Source organism: Acinetobacter gyllenbergii (assembly GCF_001682515.1).
Lineage (GTDB): Bacteria > Pseudomonadota > Gammaproteobacteria > Pseudomonadales > Moraxellaceae > Acinetobacter > Acinetobacter gyllenbergii.
On sequence record NZ_KV575263.1, the window covers coordinates 415,446 to 440,592 of the forward strand.

Sequence of the window (25,147 nt, forward strand, 5' to 3'; positions counted from 1 at the left end):
TAATAATGACATTTTTTGATCAGAATCCTGCGGGTTTGGCCCGACTAAAAAAACAGTGGGGTGTAAGTGACGTTATTCAGAAGTTCAGGATTATTTTTGTTATTAAAAATAATGTGGATAGCCCATTGGCAAACTTGTCCTATGAAATCTCTGTAAAGCCGAAAGATGGATCAGGTAAGGCAACCGCCAGTCAGCGCTTCAGTAATAAAACCAGAGCCAATGGTGAAACAGTTGAAATTACGCTGGAAGATAAGGATCAGGATTTTTTATTAAAGATTAATGGCCGAACAATTGAGGCACGTGACGGCAAAAAGGGGAAATACAGTTATAGCGAAGACGGCAGCTTTTCAGGTGTGGTCTTTGAAGAGAAAGGCGGTAAGAAGTACAGTTATCACAGCAAAAAAATTGAAGTCCGACTAAAGGCATTTACTGGCTACCAGATTATGTTGCATAACAAGCCACTGGTTGGTGTCAGTTATAGCATTTATGACAAAGACAATAAGAAAATACTATCAGATAAGACCACTGCCAAGGGAATGACTGGATTTCCATATGTAGACTCATCCAATTATGTTGAAGTGAACTATTTTGGACAGAAATTTAAATCGCCATTGAATTTGCCACTGGCGACCTCTTCACCTGGCACATATCACGTATTTGCCCTGCCATTCAGCAGCACATCGACACATCCTAAGGAAACCTATACAGCCAGCTTAGGGAGTAAGGAAATCCTGCCGATTGTGATCAGTCCACATACCAACGAAATTTATGTACTGCCACAGGAGGTGTTTGAGCCTTTTGATAAACTGTCAAAAGATTTTGAGCGTTCAATCAGTAAGATTTATAGTGCTCGGGAAGAGTTAAAGTTAAAACTGGAAGCGAAAGATCCCACAGATATTAAAAAAATTGAAGAGAAGTTGGGGATTGCACAGAAAGAGGCATTGCAAAAGCTGAATGGTGAATTTAGTAAACCAGCTGATATCCGTGAAGTATTTGTGATTGAGGCTTCTGGTTCCAATGGTCAGCCGAATCTGTTAAGGCGTTATATCAGTGTGCAACGGGCGGAAGACCTCAGGGGGAAAAAGATTAATAAATTTGCAACCTCGCTAAAAATGACGGGTCCAGTTTCTTCGCGTCAGGGGGCAGAAAAAATATCTTCAGCAACGCCACAGGAATTTAAAGACAGCTTAAAGAAGTTTACAGAAGACTTTAATCTGGAACTGGCTAAGGCAAAAAAACCGCCGTCCAAGGCGATTTATGACCTGTATTTACCTGTGCTGGGACGGCTTGGCGGAGAATATGCCAATCAGTACAGTGTTATGGGTGAAGATGATCTGCTCACAGTTGAAGCGCAATGGTTACGTTTGGTCGGGACCAATGGGGCAGAGGCGTCACTCAGCATTTCAAAAAAACATATTTCTGGCAAGGCCAAAGCACAGGCCGCGGCCAAATTTGTATTGTTTGAAGGTCAGGCCGACTGGAATTTTTTCTTCCCGTCAAAATACGGTTGGGGCATGCAGTTTTTAGAGCAGGAAGATGTCTGCCGGATTCGCTTTATTGCTGGTATTGAATTGAATGGTTTTGCAGGTGCGAATATTGCCCTGAACGGGCAGGTTGCGGTGGAAGTCGGGCAGGAAGATGGTAAGCAGGTGCTCAGAGCCATCCGCAATGACCCTGCCACAACCATGCAGAATGCAGTAAGACGCGGTAGAGGGGCAATTTCCAGTATGGAAGTGACCGATAAAAAGCCGGGAGACGATGTTGGTAATCAGGCCTCGGTGACGGTGGATGCTTTTGCCGGGGCGCAGGTGTCTGCAACGCCTAAACTTGAGCTACAATGGTTTAATGTGGACAGTAATGCAAAGGAAAAGGATGGTATTAATTTTAAATACAGTACCTTGGCCAAAGCCTCCTTTACCCTCGGTGCCAGTATTGGTGCCGCAGCCGGTTTTAACTTATATGTGTATTTGCATGAGGGGAAAATCAGGTTAAAGGTTGCAGCGCATCTGTGCTGGGGCGCAGGGGCCAAGGGCAAGCTGGACTTTACCGTAAACTCGGCGGAGTTATTGGAATTTGCCGGGTTTATATACTTTCAGTTGCTGAAGACTGGGTTTAAATTACTGACCTATATTGCAGAGAATGCCTTTATGCTGCTGTCACAGGTATTGGCCATGCTGGCCGCGACCACCGATATCGGCTGGTTAAAGGATGCAGCACGATATATGCAAAATGGGCAGGAAAAATTTGCTCAATGGCTCAAAACTGTAGAAAAGGAAGAAGAGAAACTCAAATGTGCCCAGAATATTAACAATAACTTAGCTATGTTGGCACGGCTGACCCCGAACGCCAAGGGCATACTAGTACATAGCTTGTGTCACTGGAATACCCGCTTGGCACATGTAGATGACCTGCCTGCGGTGGATATGGATGGGGTGCATTTTATGGACCAGCGTAAGACCGCGATTGTGAATATTTTTAAATCGGTACTCAAGGTCGAGGAATGGCGTAATGTGATTCAGCATACCACGGCTCTTGGGGAAAAATGTAATACCGTAGGCAAAACGCCTGGTGAAATAGAGCGGCATATTATTAACTTTTTGGCTTATGGTCTGAGCTGGAAAACCGGCAGTATGGAAACCTTTAATGTGCAGCAGGTGGTGGATGCGCTGAACACAGGCAGACCCTATACTGGGCCGACCAATAAATGGATTGTGGATTTTATTAAAGCGCGTCGGGAACTGGAAGGTGTGGTGGACTGGCCACTGCATCAGATTGCCCTGAATCAGGATGATCCGGTATTTAAACAGGTGAAAATGATGCAGGGCTATGCCAACAGTGATGAACAGCTATATCTGGCAGTGGCCAATGACATACCGCAGTTTGGCGATGACTATGGCAGACGGGATGGCTCTGGCCGCTCAGGAAAAGATGATAGCTGGATGGTCTAAACCGTATGGAATCTGAATGAGGGCTCTGAATGAGCCCTTTTTTAGCTGCGTGTGAATTTATTTTAACGGCTGCGCTGAATTGACTACACAGCGGGCAGAATGATTAAAATTGGTATAGTCTGGTGTCATCCCATCAGACTTTGATTCTGCATCAATGACAGGATCGTCTGCATAACGGTTAATGCTAAAGCTGGAAGTATATTTAAAATAGAAGTCATCCTGAGCATGGGCACTGCGCAGGACCTTCTTGCTGCCGCTGGCCGGGCCCTGAGGGTTATGTTCTGGTGAATGTGCATAGTAGTTGCGGTCATACCAGTCCTGCATCCATTCATAGTTTTCAGAAATCAGGTCATAGAAACCCAGTGGTGTTGGTTTAAACTGGCCTGGATTGGACAAGGTTCTCGGAGTTTTATAGTTACGTGCAAAAGCTCTTTGTTGTTCATATGAGGGTGCATTAATGCCGAGTTCAAACTTGCCATTGTCCGTGGCATAGAGGACATTCTGGCCACGGTTACGTGCCACATATTCCCATTGGGCTTCGGTGGGTAGGCCCATTGGCAGTTTCAACTGAGTCCCCAACCACTGACAGTAGTCCTGGGCTTGCTGCCAGGTCATGCCTGCTGCTGACTGCGGTAAGCGGTCATCTTTAAGGCTTTCAGAATTGGAAACCCGAGGTTTGCCAGTGATCTTGCTGTAAATGTCCAGTTCGGCAAAGGTGGCTTTATGGGCACTCATGCTGAAGCTGTCCAGAGTGACCTTATGTAGTGGGTCGATATCCCCAGAGGTGTCAAAGCTGAATGTTTTCAGCACTTCAGGGGACAGCTGTTTGGTGAAATTTCCCATCATATAACTGCCACCCTGAACAAAAATCATATTCTTGCGGGTCTGATCCAACAGTTGCTGGAGCTGCTGCTGAGTTTCAGCATCGAGGGTGGGTTTTGTGGCAGACTGACCAGAAGTTTGCGTAGCGGGGGCTTCCTTGGCACAGGCGGTCAGTGCAGTACAGAGCAGCAGCAAACCGAATAGTTTATTCATCATCATCTTGTTTTAAGTTCGGAAATCATTCTCTTAGCCCAATAGTGTAAAGGGCTTAGGATTTGCAGCAAAGTGATGAAATGTTAATTTACTAGCGAATCAGGTTGAATCTGAACGAGGGCTCTAAATGAGCCCTTTTTGAGGCGCGTGTGAATTTATTTTAACGGCTGTGTTGAATTAACCACACAGCGGGCAGAGTTATTAAAATTGGTATAGTCTGGTGTCATACCATCAGACTTTGATTCTGGATCAATGACCGGATCTTTTGCATAACGGTTAATGCTGAAGCTGGAGGTATATTTAAAATAGAATTCATCTTCTACATGAGCACTGCGCAGGACCTTCTTGCTGCCGCTGGCCGGGCCCTGAGGGTTATGTTCTGGTGAATGTGCATAGTAGTTGCGGTCATACCAGTCCTGCATCCATTCATAGTTTTCAGAAATTAGGTCATAGAAACCCAGTGGTGTTGGTTTAAACTGGCCTGGATTGGACAGCGTTCTGGAAGTTAGATATTTAGCGGAAAAAACGCTTCTTCGTTCGAATGTTGGAATGTTAGTCGCTTCATCGAATTTACCATTGTCGGTGGCATAGAGAACATTCTGGCCACGGTTACGTGCCACATATTCCCACTGGGCTTCGGTGGGTAGACCCATTGGCAGTTTTAGCTGAGTACCCAGCCACTGACAGTAGTCCTGGGCTTGCTGCCAGGTCATGCCTGCTGCTGACTGCGGTAAGCGGTATCTCATTACATCCTCAGAATTGGAAACCCGAGGCTTGCCAGTGACCTTGCTGTAAATGTCCAGTTCGGCAAAGGTGGCTTTATGGGCACTCATGCTGAAGCTGTCCAGAGTGACCTTATGCAGCGGGTCGATATCTCCTGAAGTGTCAAAGCTGAATGTTTTCAGCACTTCAGGGGACAGCTGTTTGGTGAAATTTCCCATCATATAACTGCCGCCCTGAACAAAAATCATGTTTTTGCGGGTTTGATCCAACAGTTGCTGTAGCTGCCGCTGAGTTTCAGCATCGAGGGTGGGTTTTGTGGCAGACTGAGTCGCAGGGGCTTCCTTGGCACAGGCGGTCAGTGCAGTACAGAGCAGCAGCAGACCCAATAGTTTATTCATCATCATCTTGTTTTAAGTGGTGAAATCATTCTCTTAGCCGAACAGAATAAAATGCTTACTGTTTCCGAGAAAGTGATGAAATGTTAATTTAATAGTGAATCAGGTTGAATTTGCTTAGTGAGGGTCGCTGCGGCAGCACCAACGCCTTGTAATTGCTGAACTGATGTCATCTCTGGTCAAAGGTGTGTATGCATATTTTATTTATTGGTTATGGTAAAACATCTCAGCGTGTCGCTAAACACTTATTTGAGCAAGGACACCACATTAGCACAATAAGTCGCAGTGAAAAAACAGATTGTTACGCGACCCATTATCTTCAGGATATTCACCAACTTGATTTAACTCGCTTACCACCTATTGATATGGTGTATGTACTGCTTGCGCCCGCACAAAGTGGCATAGCAGCTTATCAACACACCTATGTGGAGAGTATCGCACCAATGGTTGATGCACTAAAAACACATCCAGTACAACGTATTGTTGTGGTGTCTTCCACTCGGGTCTATGGTGAAAATGCAGGTGAGCGGATTGATGATGAGACCGAGATTCGACCTGCTGATGCGCAAGGACATCTGCTGCGCGAGATGGAATTGCTGTGGCAAAAAAATTATCCGCAGCAAAGTATTATTGTTCGTCCTACCGGAATCTATGGAACTTCAATCGCTCGGCTAAAAAAGTTGGCTGAGCAAACATCGACTTATCCTGCAGTGCATTTTAGTAATCGTATTCATATCGATGATTTAGCAAAATTTTTAGCCGAATTAATTAATTTAGCTAAACTTGAATCAAGCTATATTGTTAGCAATAATATACCTTTACCTATGCACGAAATTCTACTCTGGTTTCAACAACAACTAAAGCTACCCACCTTAAAACTATTGACACAACAACAGACAGGTAAGCGGATCTATGCCACCCGATTGTCCGATACTGGATTTCGATTTGACCATTTGATTTGCTTTAATGACTATGCTGCCGCTTTATTGGCACATAGTAATGAAAAATAATTCGATTAGACTGTAAAGAAAGTTTAAAGAGTTGGTATGTATTTTGAATTATAAATACCAATAGATTCCTGAAAGGAACCGCCTAAATTGAGCACGAGGTTTGCTGTGAGGCGTAAAGGGTGATACATGAGAAAAATAATTTGCATGATCTTATTCGGATTGATTACAACCGCAAGTTGGGCTGTAGAGCAGTCTTGGTGCGTATTTGATCCTTTAAGTACACAGGGTGATATCAGCCGTCGTTTACAAGACATCCGTCTGTATGCGCAACAAAATCAAGTTCAGTTAAGCTTTCAAACCTTTAAAAATGAAAAGAAGGCGATACAAGCTTTTGATCAGCGTAAATGTTCAGGCTTGGTGGCATCCAATTTTAATACCTATCGCTATAACCGTTTTATGGGCACAAGTGGGGGGATTGGACTGATTCCGAATAATCGTGTGGCTCGGACATTTTTACAACTGCTGAATAATTCAAATGTCGAAAAACGTATGCTGAGTGGAGATTATGAAGTGTTGGGCATGATCCCGATTGGGACAGCCTATATGATCATGAATACCCAACAGATTAATAAAGTGTCTCAGTTAAAGAATAAAAGCATTGGAATTTTAGAAAATAATCCACCACAACAGGCTTTGGTGCAAAGTGTCGGTGCTAAACCCGTCTATGTTGATTTTTCCAATGCAGTGGAATCTTTTAAGCAGAAAAAAATTGATATTTTGGCTGCACCTGCTTATGGGATATTGCCGTATAACTTGAAAAAGGAATTTGGTGCAGACACACAGGTCGTCAACTTCCCGATGGCGTATTTTGCGATGAATATCGTGATTCGGCCACAAGCTTACCCAACAGGCTTCGGTCATCAAATACGCTCTTGGTTTGTACGCAACAGCAATGTGCTTGCTGCACAAGCCATTCAATGGGAAAACCATTTACCAGCTTATTACTGGGCGGATATTTCAGGTTATGAAAAACAGGGCTACGACGCGATGGTGGTAAAGATTCGAAATCGTTATGTCGACTCTGGTTATTATGATGCGTATTTTGTATCGCTCATTAAACGACTGCGATGCTTGGATGATCCGAAGTATTTAGAGTGTCGTTAGCGCATTAAAAAAAGGCAACCGAAGTTGCCTTTTTTTGTATTTAAGCTTTCTTGCGTTTTAAGCGACGTTTGGCTTGTTGAGATGCCATAGCCTCTAATGCTTCAGCCAATTCTTCATCGCTAAATGTAGTGATATGCTGCAACATTTGTAGCGTCGTCTCATCTAAGACCAACTGTGCACCTGCGGCCATCTCACTGAAATTATCATCGTATTCAATGAAACCTTGCTCATTGTTACGAATATAATTCTGTTGCGTCAGGACTTTAATAAAACTTTGGAATAAGGCTTTATCGAAGAACTCAGGTGAGTTGAATTCATACAGGACGGATAGGCGTTGCCCCAATAAATGACTCAACTCTTCCACTTGCTTGGTTGAAATATTACCTGAACCACGTTGAGTAATTAGTGCAAGGGTCATGTAGTAACGCTCTAAACTCTGTTTCACTGGCATCGCCAAGGTCACAAGTTTTTGGTGTTCTTCACTGTTTGGCGTTGGGCTGAACAGGTTGTCTTCATGATCTTGGAAAATAATACCAATCTGAACCAAAGCATTGATATAACTATCAATTTGCTTTTGCAATTCGGCAGCTTCCCATTTCATGAATAATTCAGCTTTTAAGAACGGATATAAGGTACGAATCACGTTACTTAAATCAGCCTTATGAATTTTACCATTGTGCTCAACTAGCGAAGCCACCAATGAAGGTAATACAAAGGCATGCAAAATATTGTTACGGAAGTAGGTCAGCAGTACTGCTTGATTATCTTCAATCGCAATAATATCGCCTAACACATGCTGTACACGTTTGATCAACTTAAGCTTGAGACCATAAGCAATGATTTCTTTACCCGACAATGACGTAACTTGAGTGCGTTCGTCATAGGGTTGTTGAGTCGCCAAATCGCGATAGATATCCAGTTGCTTGGCGCAAATTTCTTCGTCTAAGGTGTGTTTTGGGGTCGCCAATAAAATCAAGGAAAGCAAGGACACTGGGTTAATCACCACAGCGCGGTTGATGTTTTCTAGAATCAGATTGGCTGAACTTGCCACAACGTTAGAAATCTCAGTGGTACTTGCGGTCTCGGTTTGAATATTTTCAGCACCTTGTTGCTTCAAAATATCATTTAGGAACACAGGTTCACCAAAGTTCACGTGTACTTTGCCGAAAATACGTTCAATCTTCCGTAAGGTTTTTACAATCCCAAAAATCGACTCGGCTTCTTTCGGTTTACCTTGCATTTCACCGACATAGGTTGAGCCTTCCATCAGACGTTCATAACCAATATAGGTTGGAACAAACACGATCGGTTTGGCTGGGGCGCGTAGATGACCCTGAATGGTCATAGCCAACATCCCTGTTTTGGGCGGCAATAAACGACCTGTACGTGAGCGGCCCCCTTCAATAAAGTATTCAATCGGGGTGTTGCGCGATAGGATGCTATGTAAATATTCTTTAAATACAGAGGTGTAAAGTGCATTGCCACGGAAAGAACGGCGAATAAAGAAGGCGCCACCACCCCGTAATAATTGACCTACAAATGGTAGATTGAGGTTATCACCCGCAGCGATATAAGGAATCATCAAACCACGCTTATAAATCACATAAGACAATAATAAGTAATCAATATGGCTACGGTGGCAAGGGGTGTAGACAATCTCGTAATCTTTAGCCAACTCACGTACGGTACTGAAATTATGTACTTCTACGCCGTCATAGAGTTGCGTCCATAATCGGGTTAAGGCCATGTCGGCAAAACGGACTGCTGAAGCTGAGTAGTCCGAGACGATTTCATTGACATAACCAATGGCGCGGCGTTCAGCTTCAAGCATACTGATTTTATGCTGAATACTTTCACGACGAATGGCATCTTGTACCTCAGCTGACTTGACCACCGATTGCATCACATTACGGCGGTCTGATAGGTCAGGACCAAGCACGACTTCACGTTGCTGGTCTAAATAGGTATCTAAAGAGCTGGCAATATAGGTGGCTGGCGACACATTGGGGTGATTGCTCTTGGCATAATCTACCAACTCACGTAAAGATTGTGGTTCATGAAATTCTAAAAAAGACTGACGACCATGTAAGCCGATATTCATCAATTGTTTGACGGTACCTGGTGTTGCCCAAGTATCTGAGAATAATAATTTGAACCAAGAATCTTCTTTATCTGGTGAGCGGCCCCAGAGTACTGTTACTGGAACCAGTTGAATATCAACATCAGGTTGTTGTTCAAGCGCTTCAACCAATTGTAAAAGGCGCGGCGGGAAAGTCTGGGTATTAAAAATATTATTTTCGTTGTGGTGTAAAAACAGAACCGAGTTTTTTTCTTGATATGTACCAAAACTCAAAGGATCTAGGGCTGGTTTTAAATTTAGACGACGGGTTTCACCATCCACTACCAATGCATTACTACGTGAATAATTTTGTAATACGTAGCAGACCAACTTATTTGATTCAGTTGTATTTGGCTCTGCTGTGGTGGATTCTGTAGGAACTTCACCAAGAACATGTGGGGTTACCACAAGGTCAAGTAACTTACTCGAAAGTTGGCGATACATTTGACCAAATCCAGTCTTGGACATTACAAACTCCTAAATAATAATCCTGACATCGAGTCATGATGAACCCGACATTCTGCGATATTCTTACATGAAACGATATGTTATTTTCTGACAAAATATAGCGTATTTGGTAGATTTTATCGTTAAAAATCGTATTTTTAGCGGGTATAAATACAATTAACGTGACGGATGAATCATTTTATCCTGACCATTGTCATTTGAATTTGTGGCACAATCAAAATTATCAACCCTGAATGGATTGGTTGATCTCTCCTCATTGATGTTGGAAGGCTATTACATGAATGCGTTAACTCAAGAATTGGTAGAACTGCTGACTCTGGAAAAGTTAGAAGAGCATATTTTCCGAGGCAATAGCCGCAATTTGGTAGGCAAGCGAGTGTTCGGTGGGCAAGTGCTTGGACAAGCATTAAGAGCAGCGTCATATACCACAGATCGTCCTGCACATTCTTTACATGCTTATTTCTTGTATGGCGGTGATGTGAATGCACCGATCATTTATGAAGTTGATCCTTTAAGAGATGGTAAAAGTTTTGCCAGTCGTCAAGTTCGGGCGATCCAACATGGTCGTACTATTTTCTCGGCGATGGTCTCTTTTGCCAATCCGGAAGAAGGGCTGAATTATCAACATAAAGAACCTGAATACCCTGAGCCAGACACATTAAAATCTGAGAATGAACTAAAAGAAAGTCTGATTAATTTTGTCCCTGAAAATGTGCGTGCCAGTTTTATGCGTGAACGTCATGTGGAAATTAGGCCGACTCAGTTAATTAATCCGTTTCAGCCGCAGCCAGAAGCGCCGTTTTATGCGCATTACATTCGGACCCATGATGTAATTCCAGCCGATTTGGATGAAATCTCGCTGCATCAGGCAATTGTGGCGTTCTATTCAGACTTTACCTTGATGACCACAGCATTGCGTCCACATGGCCTGTCTTGGATTTCACCGAATTTACAATGTGCCAGTATTGACCATACCATTTATTTTCATCGCCCACTGCGTGCAGATGAGTGGATGCTTTACGATATGGAAGCGACCATTAGTGCCAGTTCACGTGGGCTGAACTTTGGTCGTATGTGGCAAAATGGACAGTTGGTGTGTAGTACGGTGCAAGAAGGTTTGATTCGGCTCAGAGAAATCGAAACCCAGTAAAAATGAATCAACCCTAAAGCCATCATTCTGATGGCTTTTTTTATCATAAGGATGTGACAAAAAATTGCTCGATTCTTCCACATGAGCATGCCATAGTACGGCTAAGTTAAAATTTTATCCCTTCACAATGAATCTAAATACACAAATTTTAATTGCAGCTGTACTTGGTGTGGCCTTTGGTTTTTTATTGCTGGCCTACCCACAGACGATCTTTGTTGACTACAGTCTTTATGGCTTAGGTATTTTAAGTAGCATTTTCATTGGTTTGCTGAAAATGTTGCTGATCCCACTGATTTTTAGCTCGATTGTGGTTGGTGTTTCTAATTTGCAGGCAGGCGGACAATTTGGTCGGGTCTGGAAAATTACCGCATTAAGTTGCTTGACCACCACGACCTTGGCTTTAATTCTAGGAATTAGCTGTGCGCATCTGTTTGAAGTTGGTAAAGGGGTGGATATTCAATTATTCCAAGCCGCAATGGATAGCCATCAAACCCCAGATACCTTAACCCCATCAAGTTTCTTTACGACCTTTATTCAGAATACATTGATCAATCCATTCAAGGCTTTTAGTGAAGGCAATGTGTTGGCAGTGGTGGTGTTTGCCTTATTTCTGGGTGTGGCTTTGGTCAAAGGCGGCGAGCGTTTCGCCTTGGTGCGTAACATCAGTCAGCAATTCTTTGACATTATGATGATGTTAGTGGGTTGGGTCATGAAACTGGCGCCGATCGGGATTTTTGCACTCTTGGCAAAGTTGATTGCGACCGAAGATCTATCTGTACTTAGCCGTTTGGTTGAGTTTGCTGCGGTGGTGACAGGGACGACCATTTTCCATGGTGTGGTGGTATTGCCTGCCTTGTTGTGGATTTTTGGGCGGATGAATCCAATCACCTTTTTTAGAGGGGCGAGAACCGCTTTGGTTACGGCATTTGCCACCAGTTCCAGTTCTGCCACTATGCCATTGAGTATGAAATGTGCACAGGAAAATTTGGGGGTGCGACCACAAACGGCTGGCTTTGTTATTCCATTGGGTACGCAGCTGAATATGGATGGTACGGCACTCTATGAAGCGGCAGCAGCTTTATTTATTGCCAATTTGATGGGTTTGGATTTGAGTCTGACTCAACAGCTGATTGTCTGCTTAACTGCCATGATTGCATCCTTAGGTGCACCAGGGATTCCAAGTGCAGGGATGGTCACCATGATCATGGTACTACAGTCAGTTGGTTTACCCGCCGAAGCAATTGCAATTTTATTGCCGATTGATCGTGTGCTCGATACAGTACGCACCGTGGTCAATGTACAAGGCGATATGATGATCAGTGTGGTGGTTGATCGTTATGCCAAGAAAGCTGAAGCAGAGTCCAGTTGATTGGATGAAATAAAAAAGCAGGAAATCATTCCTGCTTTTTTTATATTTAAGAGTTAAGCGGCTTGCTGTAAAGCGCGTTTTGCAGCAGGTGAATTGTTCAGATAATTCACAGCGTCTTGGGTGTTGCCTTCTTTGACAGGGTCATACCACGGCATCAGGTAATCAATTTGTTGTGCAACCAACCATGCAGGGCCCGGCAAGATTTTCGCGTCTTTTAATGCGATCTTCGACCATTCGATCCAGATCCATGGTTTAAACAGACTTGGTTTCTTGTCGGCAAAACGAGGATCTTGGCTCATGATATGTGCTGCACCATCGACCCAAAGGCCAAGCACACCAATAATCACAGCAACACTCATGTAGTAACGTGCGATATAACCACCGCCCAAATGACGATAGAGATCAAATGCAACGGTACGGTGTTCAATTTCTTCAGAGCCATGCCATTTAATCAGATCAATCATTTCTGGATCTGCACCGAGTTCTTCCCAACGCTTGTTATACAGAGCATATTTGCCGAGTACACAGGTCATGTGTTCAACAGTTGCAATCACACCTAGACGGAATAAATCCCACTGATGCTCAAGTGCTTTCGGAATTTCCTTATCGAAGGGCTTGTCAGCCAAGACCTTGGTAAATAAGAAATCCATGATGTCGAGATTACGCTGGATATCAATATTACGCTGCGTCAAATATTCTTTATTGGCAGAGGTATGTGCAACGGCATGCATTGCTTCTTGGCGAATAAAGGCTTGAACGTCTTGCTTTAATTTTTCATCGGTAATTTTTGGAAGGACTTTGTTATATAAACGGCAAAACCAAAACTCACCAGCAGGTAAAATATTGTTAATTTCATTAATAAAATAGCTGGCGAAAGGTTGGTTTGGAATCCAATCCACTGGCGTATTTTCCCAGTCAAACTTTACTTTGCGTGGGAGGATTTTATAGTCAATCGAAGAACCAAGAACTTTGTTCTTCACAAATGATAGTAATTTCATCGTTTAGTCCTAATCGATAGTGCAATGAACCAACACTAAGCAGTATATGAAAACTACCTAGTGTTTGTGTTTAGCAATTCGGGACAATTAAAAATTATTTTATGCATCAAGTTGCATAAAATGCACTTTTTATTCTTGGATGTCGGTTTCTGAGGCTTCTGGGATCTGACTCAGGTCAAATTCAACGGGTTGATCCAGCGTGAAGTTCAGGCGGCCAGCCATTACACTGGCAAGTTCCTCTAGGCCAATACGATTGAGTGAAGAGAATAATTGGATCGAGAAATCCAGTTTTATCTTCTTCAATTGCTGTTTCACTTCGAGCAACACTTTGTTGGCTGGGCCACGATTGAGCTTATCCGCTTTGGTGAGCAGGATATGCACAAACAAATGGCGTGAATGTGCCCATTCCAACATCATCAAGTCAAAGTGTTGTAAAGGATGACGAATATCCATTAACAGCACTAAGCCTTGTAAACTCTTACGATGAATTAAATAGTTTTCCAGTTCTTTCTGCCAGACGATTTTCATGGCTTCAGGAACCGCTGCATAACCATAACCTGGTAAATCGACCAAGCGTTGATCTGGATTGCCCAAGCTAAAAAAGTTGATCATTTGAGTACGACCAGGTTTTTTAGAGGCACGTGCCAATTGCTTTTGATTAGTTAATGTATTGATTGCACTTGACTTACCTGCATTGGAACGGCCTGCAAATGCGATTTCATAACCGGTATCTTCTACGCATAAAGCCAGTTTCGGCGCACTCATCAAAAATTCAGCTTGGCGTAACCATGTCAAAGACTGTACTGCATATTCAGTGATTGCAGGGTCAGCCTTTTTTTCATAACTGATTTTTTGTTTCGGTGCGAGTTTGGCTTTGGTGTCTTTCGATTTTTCACTACGACGCATAGAAGCTTACTTTTGAATAGGAATAGCAACGACCATTATAAAGGATGTGAGGCGTTCGTGCGAATCCTCATCTGTACATGATCTTTAAGCTTTCTGAATAAGCTCTAAAAAGTCGATGCTTGAGCGTGTGGAAGAGGGAATAATACCCTGTTGAACCACTTCGCCGAGTGTATATTGATCTAGGCTTTGATAAAAACATTCAAGTGCTTGATCCAAAATACCTTTCAGTCCGCAGTTGGCTCGCAGGACGCAAGGAGGAGTATTGCACTCAACAATTTGATGATTACCTTGTAAGGTTCGAACAATTTCGCCGAGTTTCAAATTCTTGGCTTCTGGATTTAAGCGCAAACCACCGCCTTTACCACGAATGGTAACAATCCAGTGTTGTTTACCCATGAAGTGCACCACTTTAACCAAGTGATTTTGCGACACATGCAAGTCTTCGGCGATATCTGCAATCGTGTACGGTACATCACTCGGGCGAGCAACATACATCAGAATCCTGAGTGCATAATCAGTAAATTTATTGAGTTGCATGGGATTTCACTCAATTGATTGCTTAAAATAGAAAGGGCCAGTCTAACATAGACTAGCCCTGTGCAAAACGTAGCGTGAATTAGCTGAGTTTCACACCACCTGTACCAAAGGCTTCGCTGTGAATATTGGCAGCAGGAATACCTCGAGCAACCAGCGCCTGATGTTGTGCTGCCATAAACGGCATTGGACCACATAAATAATAGTCAGCATTACTTGGCAATAAGGCTGCATCCATCGTGCTTAAATCAAGACGACCAGCAGCATCATAATCTTGACCTAAGACATCTTCTGTATGTGGGAATTCATAGGCTGTGAAGGTACTCAAACGTGGGTATTTGATTTTTACTTCTTCAATATGTTTCTTCATCGCATGCACTTGGCTGCTACGACAAGCATGAATGAAATTCACGGGTTGCGGCATATCTAAAGTCACCAATTGGTTCAACATTGCAATCATTGGGGTGAGACCGACACCACCACTGATAAAGACATTGCGCTTGCTGCTATCGATGAGATAGAAATTACCTGTTGGTGCAGATACTTCAATTTCTGAGCCTTCAGCTAAACCATGTAAGGTGCTAGACACCCAGCCACCTGCAAGTTCACCTTTTTCATCTTCACGTTTGACCGAGATACGTAAATAATCTGCCTGTGGGCTAGTCGAAAGCGTGTACTGACGCGGTTGTCTTAAGTTGAGTTCAGGGACAAACACACGGACTGAAATGTATTGACCTGCTTCATAGTGCGGTAATGCGCCGCCATCAACAGGTGCTAAATAGAACGAGGTGATTTCATCGCTTTCCACGACTTTTTTGGCAATTTTAAAATTACGCCAGCCTAACCAGCTGCCTTGTGTTTGTTGATGTTGATCATAAATCGCTTTTTCAGTGCTAATGAATAAATCAGCCAATTGACCATAAGCCGCAGCCCATGCTGCGATTAAAGGGTCTTCCATCGAGATGCTGAGTACTTCACTAATTGAGTGTAAGAGGTTTTCACCAACAATGCCGTAATCAGGAGATTGAATATTCAAGCTCACGTGTTTATGTGCAATCATTTCGACTACAGGTAGAAGTACCGATGGATCTTCAATGTTTTCTGCATAAGCCAACACAGCACCTGCTAAGGCCTGCGCCTGTGCACCACTGCGTTGATGTCCCATATTAAAGGTTTCTTTTAAATCGGGATGATTGCCCAACATACGGTTATAAAAGTATCCAGTCAGTGCAACGCCATTTTCACGTAGAACAGGAACAGTGGCTTTTACTAGGTCAATTTGCTGCGGAGTCATAAGTGATCTCTCTTGGCGATTGTTTATAAGATGTATTTAAAATACATCTTATAAGGTGTATTTGCAATGCATATTTAAATAAAAGCCATAAAAAAATTAAGGGATAATTGATTATCCCTTAATTTACAATTCGTTATACTTTTATTATTTCCCGAAGAGTGAACCCAATAAGCCGCGGACAATTTTCTGTCCTGTGCTGCCACCTAAGCTACGTGCTGCGCTTTTGGCAAAGGTTCCGACGATATCTTGGGTGAGTTTTTCGCGATCACGTTGGGATTTTTCTGCGGCTTTTTGCTGCTCACGGGCGAAGCGTTCTTGCTCTTTGGCTTGTTGCTTGGCTAAAGCATCTTGTTCTTTTGTTTGTTGTTTGGCTAACTCATCGGCTTGTTTTTGCTGAGACTGTTGCAGTACTTTTTTCTGCAGCATTTCATAGGCACTGTCCCGATCCACCGCTTGGTCATAGACGCCTGCGACAATACTTTGCCCAATAATGACTTGGCGCTCTTCAGGGGTGATTGGGGTAAAGGAAGAATAAGGGGGCATTACCCAACCACGTTCCACAATCTGTGGCGTTCCTTGTTCATCTAGGCAACTAATCAATGCTTCACCGACGGCAAGTTCGGTAATCGCTTGATCGACTTTAAACTCAGGATTGGCACGGAAAGTATCTGCTGCGGTTTTGACTGCCTTTTGATCTTTAGGGGTAAATGCACGTAAGGCATGTTGCACACGGTTCCCCAATTGCCCTAATACGCTTTCGGGTAAATCCAGAGGGTTTTGGGTAATGAAATAAATCCCCACGCCTTTAGAACGGATCAAACGGACCACTTGCTCAATTTTTTGTTGTAAAGCGGGACTAGCATTATCAAACAGTAAATGCGCTTCATCGAAGAAGAATACCAATTTTGGCTTGTCCATATCGCCGACTTCAGGCAACTGTTCAAATAGTTCAGACATCATCCAGAGCAGGAAGGTTGCATAAAGCTTTGGTGTGTTCATCAACTTATCAGCGGCTAGGATATTGATATAGCCATGACCATTGCTGTCAGTTTGGATGAAATCGAGAATATTCAGGCTTGGTTCGCCAAAAAACTGTTCGCCACCTTGATCACCTAATGCTAGCAAGTTACGTTGTATTGCACCCAGACTGGCAGGAGAAAGATTGCCGTATTCAGCCTTGAGACTGGCTGCATTTTCACTGACATAGGTCAGCATTGCTTTTAGGTCTTTAAAATCAATCAGGAGCAGACCTTGATCATCGGCAACACGAAACACCGCGGATAGCACACCTTCTTGGGTGTCATTCAGATTCAGCATTTGTGCTAATAATAATGGGCCAATTTCTGAAATGGTGGTACGAATCGGGTGGCCTTGTTGCCCAAATAAATCCCAGAAAATAACAGGGGATGCGGCAAAAGGAACCGCATCCAGTTGTAAGCTTTTCAGGCGCTCATCAAATTTTGGATTACTGCTACCAGCTTTGGCCAAACTGGAAACATCACCTTTGGCATCGGCAAGAAACACAGGTACACCAATACGGGAAAAACTCTCGGCCATCACTTTGAGGGTGACGGTTTTACCTGTTCCAGTTGCACCGGCAATCAAGCCGTGTCGGTTGGCAAATTTAGAATGTAAAACAATCTCTTGTGTTGTATCTGTGGTTTTTTTAGCAATAACGATTGGCGTACTCATTCTTCACCTGTTTTTAATCTCAATCGAGCTGTTTTAATCCGTTTTGGATATCTTGAATTAAATCTTCTGGATGTTCTAGTCCTATACAGAAGCGAACCAATAAACCTTGTTGTAAATGTGTATTTTCCAGTACACGCATTTGTTTGAGGTCATACAGCATGACCAAGCTGACGGGACCGCCCCAACTAAATCCCAGTTTAAATAGACTCAGGCTGTCGCAGAATTTGCGAACCGTATTGAGATCATATTCAGGTTTGAAAATAACGCTGACTAAGCCTGCACTTTTTCCTGTGCTACAAATTTCTGACCAAAATGAATGACCTGCTGCATCAGGATCGCTTGGATGCAGAACTTGGTTAAATTGAGGTTGTTGTTTGAGCCAGTCGAGTAAGGTCAGGGCGCTTTGTGCTTGTTGCTCATAACGTAAAGACATATGCGCCAAACTACGTTGAATCTGCGCCGCATCATCACCTGAAATTGCAATGCCTTGAATCGCATGCATACGGAACAATTTGTGATGTAAGGCTTGCTCGCGGGTCACCACTGACCCCATGAGGATATCACCACCACCGCTTGGGTATTTGGTGAGTGCATGTACCGTGATGTCGACGGCCAAATGTTCATCTGAAAAATCAAAGGCATTAAACGCCAAGCCAGCACCCCAGGTGTTATCCAGTGCAGTGAGTACGTTGGCTTGCTGGGCTTTTTTAACCAAATTCTTGAGATCAGGGAATTCTAGCGTGACTGACCCTGCTGCTTCGAGCCAGATCAGTTTGGCTTTTTCAGTGGGCTGAAAGCTGTTGGCATCAATTGGATTATAAATTTTAACGGTAATGCCATAGCGATCTTGTAGATTGTTTAAGTGTTCCAGATTGGGACCATAAATATTATCGGCGACCCAGACCTCATCACCAGAGCTTAAAAGTGCACTATTCACGAGATTAATCGCAGATAAGCCGCTTGGTGCAAGCAGGCAATAACGGCCGCCTTCAATTTGGGCAATATTATCGCCTAAGGTAAAGGTGGTCGGCGTACCATGCGTGCCATAGCTATAATCGTAAGCATCGCTCCAATGGCGATCAAAAAGGTGCGCTGTGCTTTTAAAAATAATCGTCGATGCACGAAATAAGGGAGGTTGGATGGTTTCAATATATTGAGGGGCTTGTCGTGGTGCATGAATCAGATTGGTCTGTGCTTTATTGTGTGTTGTCATAGGGCAAAATCAAATCAATATAATAAGTTAGGTTAAGAGAAAAGCGCGAAAGCTGCTAGCGCTTTGCTGTTTTTGTACAGAATCGGTACAGATTAAAGTCATTGGTCAAAACTGGCTTTATTTTTGCTAAGACTAAGTATCATTCTAACGATAATAGGTTTTAGCGCATGAAGTCGCATTTAAGAGTACATTATTTTCAGCATATTGCTGGTGAAGGTTTTGGCAGTTGCTATGATTATTTGAAAGCACACAAAGCAAAAATTACCGCAACGGAGTTTTTTGCCTTGCCTGTTGATTTACCTTTGGAATTAGAAGCCCTACCACGTGTAGATGAGGTTGATCTACTGATCATTATGGGGGGCACCATGAGTGTCAATGATGAGGCAAATTATCCTTGGTTAAGGCTGGAAAAAAGATGGTTACGCCGTTATCTGGCTGCTGGAAAACCTGCGATTGGTCTATGTTTAGGTGGACAGTTGATTGCCAATGCCTTGGGGGCTGCTGTGAGTCGCAATCAGTATCAGGAGTTGGGGTGGATGGATGTTGGGCGTGCTTCGCATGTACCTGAAGAGTATTTTCAGATCCCTGAGCAGTTAAATATTTTACAATGGCATAGTGAGACCTTTGAAATCCCGAAAGGTGGGATTCGTTTGGCTGAGAATAAGGTATGTCGGAATCAGATGTATCAAATTGGACGTAATGTTTTAGGATTTCAATTTCATCCTGAAATGACACCGCATGCACTAGCCCTGCTGATTGAAAATGAAGAGGATATGGCAGTATTCAAGGGAGAGTACGTCCAGCCGATGTCCGAATTAAAAAGAACCTTAAAGAGTAAATTTGAACAAGGAAATCGTTTGCTCAATCAGGCAATTGATTATGTGGTGAGCGCTTAGTAAACAGGAATTTTATTAAAAAAAGAAAAGAAGAATTGCATAAGACTTAAACAATCGTTATAATGGGCGACCCTCAAATGGAGGGCGTTCACTACGAAGAAAGTAGTCAACGCATTACAGTCGTGGCATCGATCACGACCATAGTGATTTTCACTGCCCTTGACACTTACCAAAAGGTGAGGTGCGTCATGGGTGATTCTTTATATATTTGGCTTGGAGTTTACTGGTATGTCTAACCAGAGAATTCGTATCCGTTTGAAGTCTTTTGATCATCGTCTGATTGATCAATCTGCTCAAGAGATCGTAGAAACCGCTAAGCGTACTGGCGCACAAGTGTGTGGTCCAATCCCGATGCCTACTCGCATCGAACGCTTCAACGTTCTTACTTCACCACACGTCAACAAAGACGCTCGTGACCAGTATGAAATCCGCACTTATAAACGTTTGATCGACATCGTTCAACCAACAGATAAAACTGTTGATGCATTGATGAAGTTAGATCTTGCTGCTGGTGTAGATGTTCAGATCGCTTTGGGTTAAGGCTTTCGGTTAATTAGCTTAATTTATAAGTTAATTAGGCCGCTTTATTAGAGGTTTATGCACATGGCTATTGGTTTAGTCGGTCGCAAATGTGGTATGACTCGCGTCTTTACGGATGCTGGTGTATCTGTACCTGTTACAGTTATCGAAGTCGATCCAAACCGCATTACGCAAATCAAAACACTTGAAACTGATGGTTATCAAGCAATTCAAGTAACTACTGGTGAACGTCGCGAATCGCGCGTAACTAACGCTCAGAAAGGTCACTTCGCGAAAGCGGGTGTTGCTGCTGGTCGTTTAGTTAAAGAGTTCCGTGTTACTGAAGCTGAGCTTGAAGGCCGTGAAGTTGGTGCTTCTATCGGTGTTGATTTGTTCACAGTTGGTCAAATTGTTGACGTAACTGGTCAATCAAAAGGTAAAGGCTTCCAAGGTGGTGTTAAGCGTTGGAATTTCCGTACGCAAGATGCTACTCATGGTAACTCTGTATCTCACCGTGTATTAGGTTCTACAGGTCAAAACCAGACTCCTGGTCGCGTGTTCAAAGGCAAGAAAATGGCTGGTCACTTAGGTGACGAACGCGTAACAGTTCAAGGTCTTGAAATCGTATCTATTGACGCTGAACGTTCTGTTTTAGTTGTTAAGGGTGCTATTCCTGGTTCAACTGGCGGTGACGTTATCGTACGTCCTACCATCAAGGCCTGAGGGGAAATACTGTGAATTTAAAAACTGTTTCCGGCTCTGCTGTTGAATTGTCTGAAGTTGCTTTCGGACGTGAATTTAACGAAGCTCTTGTACACCAAGTTGTTACAGCTTACTTAGCTGGTGGTCGTCAAGGTACTCGTGCTCACAAATCACGTGCAGATGTTTCTGGCGGTGGTAAAAAGCCATTCCGTCAAAAAGGTACTGGTCGCGCTCGTGCGGGTTCTATTCGTAGCCCGATCTGGGTTGGTGGTGGTAAAACTTTTGCTGCTCGTCCACAAGATTGGTCTCAAAAAGTAAACCGTAAGATGTATCGCGGTGCAATGCAATGTATCTTAGCTGAACTTGTTCGCCAAGATCGTCTTGTATTAGTTGAAGAGTTTGCTGTTGCAGCTCCAAAAACTAAAGACTTGCTTGCAAAACTTACAGACTTGAATGCAACTCGCGCATTGATCATTACAGATGCTGTAGATGAGAACTTGTATCTCGCAGCTCGCAACCTTCCACACGTTGATGTGGTTGATGCTACTGCTATTGATCCTGTTAGCTTGATCGCATTTGATAAAGTTGTAATGTCTGTAGCTGCTGCTAAGAAAATTGAGGTAGAACTCGGATGAACAACGAACGTATCTATCAAGTCCTATTAGGACCAGTATTCTCAGAAAAAGCACAAGTTTTAGGTGATACTGCTGGTGTTCAAGTGTTCAAAGTTGCATTAAATGCAAACAAACTTGAAATCAAAAAAGCAGTTGAGCAACTCTTCGGTGTTGAAGTTGTAAAAATCAATACAACGATCACTAAAGGTAAAACAAAACGCTTTGGTAAAACATTAGGACGTCGTTCTGATGTGAAAAAAGCATACGTCACCCTGAAAGCTGGCCAAGATGTAGAAATGGCTGACTTGGGCGATACCGCTGAAAACGCAGCGGAATAAGGACGAGAATTATGCCAATTCAAAAATGTAAGCCAACGTCTCCAGGACGTCGCTTTGTAGAGAAAGTGGTTCATGACCATCTTCACAAAGGCGCGCCTTATGCACCGTTGGTAGAAGCTAAAAAACGTACTGGTGGTCGTAATAACAATGGTCACATCACTACACGTCACGTGGGTGGTGGTCATAAGCAAAACTACCGTATTGTTGACTTTAAACGTAATAAAGATGGTATTCCAGCGACTGTAGAGCGCATCGAATACGATCCTAACCGTACAGCTCATATTGCTTTATTGAAATATGCTGACGGTGAACGTCGTTACATCATTGCACCTAAAGGCTTACGCGCTGGTGATAAAGTTCAATCTGGTAACGATGCTCCAATTCGTCCAGGTAACTGCTTGCCACTTCGCAACATGCCAATCGGTTCTACCCTTCATAACCTTGAACTTAAAATCGGTAAAGGTGCTCAATTAGCACGTTCTGCTGGTACTTCAGTTCAGTTATTGGGTCGTGATGGTTCTTACGCTATCGTTCGTTTACGTTCTGGTGAAATGCGTAAAGTCCATGTTGAATGTCGCGCTGTAATTGGTGAAGTTTCTAACCAAGAAAGCAACCTTCGTTCATTGGGTAAAGCTGGTGCTGCGCGCTGGCGTGGTGTTCGTCCTACCGTTCGTGGTATGGCGATGAACCCAGTAGATCACCCGCATGGTGGTGGTGAAGGGCGTAGCAAAGGTATTCAACCTGTAAGCCCATGGGGTCAAAAAGCTAAAGGGTACAAGACACGTACCAATAAGCGTACGACTAAGATGATTATTCGCGACCGTCGCGTCAAGTAAGGGAATCTGAATAATGCCTCGTTCATTAAAAAAAGGTCCATTCGTCGACGCGCATTTGTTCGCTAAGGTTGAAGCTGCGATTGCTGCTAACAACCGTAAGCCGATCAAAACATGGTCACGTCGTTCAATGATCCTTCCAGACTTTGTTGGTTTAACAATTTCTGTTCACAATGGCCGTAACCACGTTCCAGTAATTGTTACTGAACACATGGTTGGTCATAAATTGGGTGAATTCGCGCCAACTCGTACCTATCGTGGTCACGGTGTTGATAAGAAGTCTAAACGTTAATAGGTGCTATGATGGAAGTAACTGCTAAATTACGCGGTGCCGCTATCTCGGCACAAAAAGCACGTTTAGTTGCTGATTTGATCCGTGGTAAGTCGGTTGCACGTGCGATAGACATTTTAAACTTCAGCAACAAGAAAGCAGCTGTGCTTGTTAAAAAAGCACTTGAATCTGCAATCGCGAATGCTGAACACAACAACAGCTTAGATGTTGATGACCTTAAAGTAACTACGATTTACGTTGATGAAGGCATGAGCCTTAAACGTATCATGCCACGTGCTAAAGGCCGTGCAGATCGTATTACTAAGCGTACTTGTCACATCACCGTTAAGGTAGGGGTTTGATATGGGTCAGAAGGTTCATCCAATCGGTATCCGCCTAGGTGTTGTGAAACGCCATAACGCTAACTGGTATGCGAGTCCGAAACAATACGCTGAATACTTGCTTAAAGATCTTCAAGTTCGTGAGTTTTTAATCAAAAAACTTAAAAACGCGATGATCAGCAATATTCTTATCGAACGTCCTACAGGCGCTGCTAAAGTAACAATTAGCACTGCTCGTCCTGGTATCGTTATCGGTAAAAAAGGCGAAGATATTGAGAAATTACAGCGCGAACTCACCAATATTATGGGTGTTCCAGCTCAAGTTAGCATCAATGAAATTGATCGCCCTGACTTGGACGCACGTTTAGTTGCTGAAGCAATTGCTTCTCAATTAGAAAAGCGTGTTATGTTCCGTCGTGCTATGAAGCGTGCGGTTCAAAACACAATGCGTGCTGGCGCTAAAGGTATCAAAGTTGAAGTTTCTGGCCGTTTAGGTGGTGCAGAGATCGCTCGTACTGAGTGGTATCGTGAAGGTCGTGTGCCTTTGCATACACTTCGTGCTGACATCGACTATGCTACTATGCGTGCAGAAACAACATACGGTACGATCGGTGTTAAAGTTTGGATTTTCCGTGGCGAGATCTTAGGTGGCATGAAACAAGTCATGAACCCTGCTCCTGCTGAAGAGCGTCCAGCTAAACGCGGTCGTGGTCGTGGTGAAGGTCAAGAGCGTCGTGGTCGTCGCGGTGACCGTGCTGCTGACAAGGGAGAATAATCCATGTTGCAACCTAAACGTACCAAATTCCGTAAAGTGCACAAAGGCCGTAACACTGGTCTAGCGCATCGTGGTAGTACAGTATCATTTGGTTCGATTGCAATTAAAGCAACTGAACGTGGTCGTATGACTGCGCGTCAGATTGAAGCTGCACGTCGTACCATTAGCCGTCGTATCAAACGTGGTGGTAAAATCTTCATCCGCGTATTCCCAGACAAACCAATTACCGAAAAGCCATTAGAAGTTCGTATGGGTAAAGGTAAGGGTAGCGTGGAATACTGGGTTTGTCAGATCCAGCCAGGTAAGATCCTGTACGAAATTGAAGGTGTTAGCGATGAGTTAGCGCGTGAAGCTTTTGCTTTAGCTGCTGCTAAACTCCCGTTTAAAACCACTATCGTGACTCGGACGGTGATGTAATGAAAACTAAAGATCTACGTGAAAAGTCGGTAGAAGAGTTGAAAGCTTTGCTTGATGAGCAACAGCTTAACCAATTCCGTCTTCGTATGGCGAAAGCAACTGGTCAATTAGGCAAATCGCATGAAGTGCAAATTGCTCGTAAGACAATTGCTCGTATTAAGACACTCCTTACCGAAAAACAGGGGAACGGACAATGAGTGAAAAAACAGTCCGCACGTTAACCGGCAAAGTCGTAAGCGACAAAATGGACAAGTCTATTGTTGTGCTTATTGAACGCCGCGTTCAACACCCGTTGTATGGCAAATCAATCCGCCGTTCAACTAAATTACACGCTCATGATGAGAACAATGTTGCTAAATTAGGCGACTTGGTAACCATCAAAGAAAGCCGCCCAATTTCTAAAACTAAAGCTTGGACTTTAGTGGAAGTAGTTGAAGCTGCTGCTGAGTAATTAGACGTTCTTGTTGCATCATCGGACAATTT

Annotated in this window: 25 protein-coding genes and 1 pseudogene; 17 read left to right on the top strand and 9 right to left on the bottom strand. The window is 43.4% G+C overall.

The annotated features are described in order from the left end of the window. The first annotated feature begins 5 nt into the window (after positions 1–5). The gene (locus NG55_RS11090; protein ID WP_065343274.1) at positions 6–2,948 is read left to right on the top strand and encodes a hypothetical protein; all 2,943 of its coding nucleotides are present in this window, start codon (positions 6–8) and stop codon (positions 2,946–2,948) included. Positions 2,949–3,005: 57 nt separating this feature from the next. On the opposite strand, the gene NG55_RS11095 is transcribed toward NG55_RS11090, so the two are convergent. Next, a complete protein-coding gene (locus NG55_RS11095) occupies positions 3,006–3,983 on the bottom strand; it encodes a formylglycine-generating enzyme family protein (RefSeq protein WP_171257958.1) in 978 nt (325 codons plus the stop codon). A 155-nt stretch (positions 3,984–4,138) separates the two neighbouring features. Next, complete coding sequence (locus NG55_RS11100; RefSeq protein WP_065343276.1) at positions 4,139–5,110, bottom strand: formylglycine-generating enzyme family protein; 972 nt, start codon at positions 5,108–5,110, stop codon at positions 4,139–4,141. Positions 5,111–5,292: 182 nt separating this feature from the next. Between NG55_RS11100 and NG55_RS11105 the strand changes: the two genes are divergently transcribed. Beyond that, positions 5,293–6,111 carry an NAD-dependent epimerase/dehydratase family protein gene (locus tag NG55_RS11105; RefSeq protein WP_065343277.1) on the top strand — a complete coding sequence of 273 codons (819 nt, stop codon included), beginning with the start codon at positions 5,293–5,295 and terminating at the stop codon, positions 6,109–6,111. A 126-nt stretch (positions 6,112–6,237) separates the two neighbouring features. Further along, positions 6,238–7,215 (top strand): putative solute-binding protein, encoded by a 978-nt coding sequence (locus tag NG55_RS11110; RefSeq protein WP_023271262.1) that lies wholly within the window; start codon positions 6,238–6,240, stop codon positions 7,213–7,215. Between the two features lie 40 nt (positions 7,216–7,255). Here the strand turns inward: NG55_RS11110 and plsB are convergent, their stop codons facing one another. Then, complete coding sequence (gene plsB / locus NG55_RS11115; RefSeq protein ID WP_065343278.1) at positions 7,256–9,802, bottom strand: glycerol-3-phosphate 1-O-acyltransferase PlsB; 2,547 nt, start codon at positions 9,800–9,802, stop codon at positions 7,256–7,258. Positions 9,803–10,079: 277 nt separating this feature from the next. Here plsB and NG55_RS11120 point away from each other — a divergent pair, with 277 nt between their 5' ends. Further along, positions 10,080–10,952: an acyl-CoA thioesterase gene (locus NG55_RS11120; RefSeq protein WP_016660138.1), complete on the top strand. Its 873-nt coding sequence runs from the start codon at positions 10,080–10,082 to the stop codon at positions 10,950–10,952. A 127-nt stretch (positions 10,953–11,079) separates the two neighbouring features. Further along, positions 11,080–12,321, top strand: a complete 1,242-nt coding sequence (locus tag NG55_RS11125; RefSeq protein WP_065343279.1) for a dicarboxylate/amino acid:cation symporter — start codon at positions 11,080–11,082, stop codon at positions 12,319–12,321. A 53-nt stretch (positions 12,322–12,374) separates the two neighbouring features. Here the strand turns inward: NG55_RS11125 and NG55_RS11130 are convergent, their stop codons facing one another. The 6 genes from NG55_RS11130 to NG55_RS11155 all read right to left on the bottom strand — a co-directional run bounded on the left by NG55_RS11130 (position 12,375) and on the right by NG55_RS11155 (position 18,958). Next, positions 12,375–13,319: a metal-dependent hydrolase gene (locus NG55_RS11130; RefSeq protein WP_023271265.1), complete on the bottom strand. Its 945-nt coding sequence runs from the start codon at positions 13,317–13,319 to the stop codon at positions 12,375–12,377. A 129-nt stretch (positions 13,320–13,448) separates the two neighbouring features. Then, on the bottom strand, positions 13,449–14,225 hold the full coding sequence (yihA, locus tag NG55_RS11135; protein ID WP_023271266.1) for a ribosome biogenesis GTP-binding protein YihA/YsxC: 777 nt from the start codon (positions 14,223–14,225) through the stop codon (positions 13,449–13,451). Between the two features lie 84 nt (positions 14,226–14,309). Then, positions 14,310–14,762, bottom strand: coding sequence for an RrF2 family transcriptional regulator (locus NG55_RS11140; RefSeq protein ID WP_016542830.1), 453 nt, complete (start codon positions 14,760–14,762; stop codon positions 14,310–14,312). 79 nt (positions 14,763–14,841) lie between these two features. Next, positions 14,842–16,053 (bottom strand): NO-inducible flavohemoprotein, encoded by a 1,212-nt coding sequence (gene hmpA, locus NG55_RS11145; RefSeq protein ID WP_065343280.1) that lies wholly within the window; start codon positions 16,051–16,053, stop codon positions 14,842–14,844. A gap of 144 nt (positions 16,054–16,197) precedes the next feature. After that, positions 16,198–17,745: a helicase HerA-like domain-containing protein gene (locus tag NG55_RS11150; protein ID WP_023271268.1), complete on the bottom strand. Its 1,548-nt coding sequence runs from the start codon at positions 17,743–17,745 to the stop codon at positions 16,198–16,200. Positions 17,746–17,764: 19 nt separating this feature from the next. Next, on the bottom strand, positions 17,765–18,958 hold the full coding sequence (locus tag NG55_RS11155) for a PLP-dependent transferase (protein ID WP_065343281.1): 1,194 nt from the start codon (positions 18,956–18,958) through the stop codon (positions 17,765–17,767). A 167-nt stretch (positions 18,959–19,125) separates the two neighbouring features. Here NG55_RS11155 and NG55_RS11160 point away from each other — a divergent pair, with 167 nt between their 5' ends. From NG55_RS11160 to rpsQ, 12 genes and pseudogenes are all read left to right on the top strand, one after another. Beyond that, positions 19,126–19,854, top strand: a complete 729-nt coding sequence (locus tag NG55_RS11160) for a type 1 glutamine amidotransferase (protein WP_016542834.1) — start codon at positions 19,126–19,128, stop codon at positions 19,852–19,854. Between the two features lie 228 nt (positions 19,855–20,082). Then, on the top strand, positions 20,083–20,394 hold the full coding sequence (gene rpsJ, locus NG55_RS11165) for a 30S ribosomal protein S10 (RefSeq protein ID WP_000070912.1): 312 nt from the start codon (positions 20,083–20,085) through the stop codon (positions 20,392–20,394). Between the two features lie 63 nt (positions 20,395–20,457). After that, positions 20,458–21,096 (top strand): 50S ribosomal protein L3, encoded by a 639-nt coding sequence (rplC, locus tag NG55_RS11170; protein WP_004657674.1) that lies wholly within the window; start codon positions 20,458–20,460, stop codon positions 21,094–21,096. 11 nt (positions 21,097–21,107) lie between these two features. Beyond that, positions 21,108–21,710 carry a 50S ribosomal protein L4 gene (gene rplD / locus NG55_RS11175; RefSeq protein ID WP_004804113.1) on the top strand — a complete coding sequence of 201 codons (603 nt, stop codon included), beginning with the start codon at positions 21,108–21,110 and terminating at the stop codon, positions 21,708–21,710. Then, on the top strand, positions 21,707–22,027 hold the full coding sequence (gene rplW, locus NG55_RS11180; protein ID WP_004641070.1) for a 50S ribosomal protein L23: 321 nt from the start codon (positions 21,707–21,709) through the stop codon (positions 22,025–22,027). The genes rplD and rplW overlap by 4 nt, the downstream gene beginning before the upstream one ends. Before the next feature lie 11 nt (positions 22,028–22,038). Next, positions 22,039–22,863 (top strand): 50S ribosomal protein L2, encoded by an 825-nt coding sequence (gene rplB / locus NG55_RS11185; protein WP_004657675.1) that lies wholly within the window; start codon positions 22,039–22,041, stop codon positions 22,861–22,863. Positions 22,864–22,876: 13 nt separating this feature from the next. Further along, positions 22,877–23,152 (top strand): 30S ribosomal protein S19, encoded by a 276-nt coding sequence (gene rpsS / locus NG55_RS11190; protein WP_004641066.1) that lies wholly within the window; start codon positions 22,877–22,879, stop codon positions 23,150–23,152. A gap of 11 nt (positions 23,153–23,163) precedes the next feature. Next, the gene (rplV, locus tag NG55_RS11195) at positions 23,164–23,493 is read left to right on the top strand and encodes a 50S ribosomal protein L22 (protein ID WP_004657676.1); all 330 of its coding nucleotides are present in this window, start codon (positions 23,164–23,166) and stop codon (positions 23,491–23,493) included. Position 23,494: 1 nt separating this feature from the next. Then, positions 23,495–24,311 (top strand): annotated as a pseudogene (gene rpsC, locus NG55_RS11200) (30S ribosomal protein S3). Beyond that, on the top strand, positions 24,251–24,664 hold the full coding sequence (gene rplP / locus NG55_RS11205; protein WP_004657678.1) for a 50S ribosomal protein L16: 414 nt from the start codon (positions 24,251–24,253) through the stop codon (positions 24,662–24,664). The pseudogene rpsC and the gene rplP overlap by 61 nt, the downstream one beginning before the upstream one ends. Next, on the top strand, positions 24,664–24,861 hold the full coding sequence (rpmC, locus tag NG55_RS11210; RefSeq protein WP_000849927.1) for a 50S ribosomal protein L29: 198 nt from the start codon (positions 24,664–24,666) through the stop codon (positions 24,859–24,861). The genes rplP and rpmC overlap by 1 nt, the downstream gene beginning before the upstream one ends. Beyond that, entirely contained in the window at positions 24,858–25,115 is a 258-nt protein-coding gene (gene rpsQ, locus NG55_RS11215) for a 30S ribosomal protein S17 (protein WP_004657679.1), read from the top strand. The genes rpmC and rpsQ overlap by 4 nt, the downstream gene beginning before the upstream one ends. The last annotated feature ends 32 nt before the right edge of the window (positions 25,116–25,147 follow it).

What these genes read in the sequence shown, in the direction of transcription:
- NG55_RS11090 (WP_065343274.1), top strand. Translation starts at nt 6, where the DNA reads ATGACATTTTTTGATCAGAATCCTGCGGGTTTGGCCCGACTAAAAAAA.
- NG55_RS11095 (WP_171257958.1), bottom strand. Translation starts at nt 3,983, where the DNA reads ATGAATAAACTATTCGGTTTGCTGCTGCTCTGTACTGCACTGACCGCC.
- NG55_RS11100 (WP_065343276.1), bottom strand. Translation starts at nt 5,110, where the DNA reads ATGATGATGAATAAACTATTGGGTCTGCTGCTGCTCTGTACTGCACTG.
- NG55_RS11105 (WP_065343277.1), top strand. Translation starts at nt 5,293, where the DNA reads ATGCATATTTTATTTATTGGTTATGGTAAAACATCTCAGCGTGTCGCT.
- NG55_RS11110 (WP_023271262.1), top strand. Translation starts at nt 6,238, where the DNA reads ATGAGAAAAATAATTTGCATGATCTTATTCGGATTGATTACAACCGCA.
- plsB (WP_065343278.1), bottom strand. Translation starts at nt 9,802, where the DNA reads ATGTCCAAGACTGGATTTGGTCAAATGTATCGCCAACTTTCGAGTAAG.
- NG55_RS11120 (WP_016660138.1), top strand. Translation starts at nt 10,080, where the DNA reads ATGAATGCGTTAACTCAAGAATTGGTAGAACTGCTGACTCTGGAAAAG.
- NG55_RS11125 (WP_065343279.1), top strand. Translation starts at nt 11,080, where the DNA reads ATGAATCTAAATACACAAATTTTAATTGCAGCTGTACTTGGTGTGGCC.
- NG55_RS11130 (WP_023271265.1), bottom strand. Translation starts at nt 13,319, where the DNA reads ATGAAATTACTATCATTTGTGAAGAACAAAGTTCTTGGTTCTTCGATT.
- yihA (WP_023271266.1), bottom strand. Translation starts at nt 14,225, where the DNA reads ATGCGTCGTAGTGAAAAATCGAAAGACACCAAAGCCAAACTCGCACCG.
- NG55_RS11140 (WP_016542830.1), bottom strand. Translation starts at nt 14,762, where the DNA reads ATGCAACTCAATAAATTTACTGATTATGCACTCAGGATTCTGATGTAT.
- hmpA (WP_065343280.1), bottom strand. Translation starts at nt 16,053, where the DNA reads ATGACTCCGCAGCAAATTGACCTAGTAAAAGCCACTGTTCCTGTTCTA.
- NG55_RS11150 (WP_023271268.1), bottom strand. Translation starts at nt 17,745, where the DNA reads ATGAGTACGCCAATCGTTATTGCTAAAAAAACCACAGATACAACACAA.
- NG55_RS11155 (WP_065343281.1), bottom strand. Translation starts at nt 18,958, where the DNA reads ATGACAACACACAATAAAGCACAGACCAATCTGATTCATGCACCACGA.
- NG55_RS11160 (WP_016542834.1), top strand. Translation starts at nt 19,126, where the DNA reads ATGAAGTCGCATTTAAGAGTACATTATTTTCAGCATATTGCTGGTGAA.
- rpsJ (WP_000070912.1), top strand. Translation starts at nt 20,083, where the DNA reads ATGTCTAACCAGAGAATTCGTATCCGTTTGAAGTCTTTTGATCATCGT.
- rplC (WP_004657674.1), top strand. Translation starts at nt 20,458, where the DNA reads ATGGCTATTGGTTTAGTCGGTCGCAAATGTGGTATGACTCGCGTCTTT.
- rplW (WP_004641070.1), top strand. Translation starts at nt 21,707, where the DNA reads ATGAACAACGAACGTATCTATCAAGTCCTATTAGGACCAGTATTCTCA.
- rplB (WP_004657675.1), top strand. Translation starts at nt 22,039, where the DNA reads ATGCCAATTCAAAAATGTAAGCCAACGTCTCCAGGACGTCGCTTTGTA.
- rpsS (WP_004641066.1), top strand. Translation starts at nt 22,877, where the DNA reads ATGCCTCGTTCATTAAAAAAAGGTCCATTCGTCGACGCGCATTTGTTC.
- rplV (WP_004657676.1), top strand. Translation starts at nt 23,164, where the DNA reads ATGGAAGTAACTGCTAAATTACGCGGTGCCGCTATCTCGGCACAAAAA.
- rplP (WP_004657678.1), top strand. Translation starts at nt 24,251, where the DNA reads ATGTTGCAACCTAAACGTACCAAATTCCGTAAAGTGCACAAAGGCCGT.
- rpmC (WP_000849927.1), top strand. Translation starts at nt 24,664, where the DNA reads ATGAAAACTAAAGATCTACGTGAAAAGTCGGTAGAAGAGTTGAAAGCT.
- rpsQ (WP_004657679.1), top strand. Translation starts at nt 24,858, where the DNA reads ATGAGTGAAAAAACAGTCCGCACGTTAACCGGCAAAGTCGTAAGCGAC.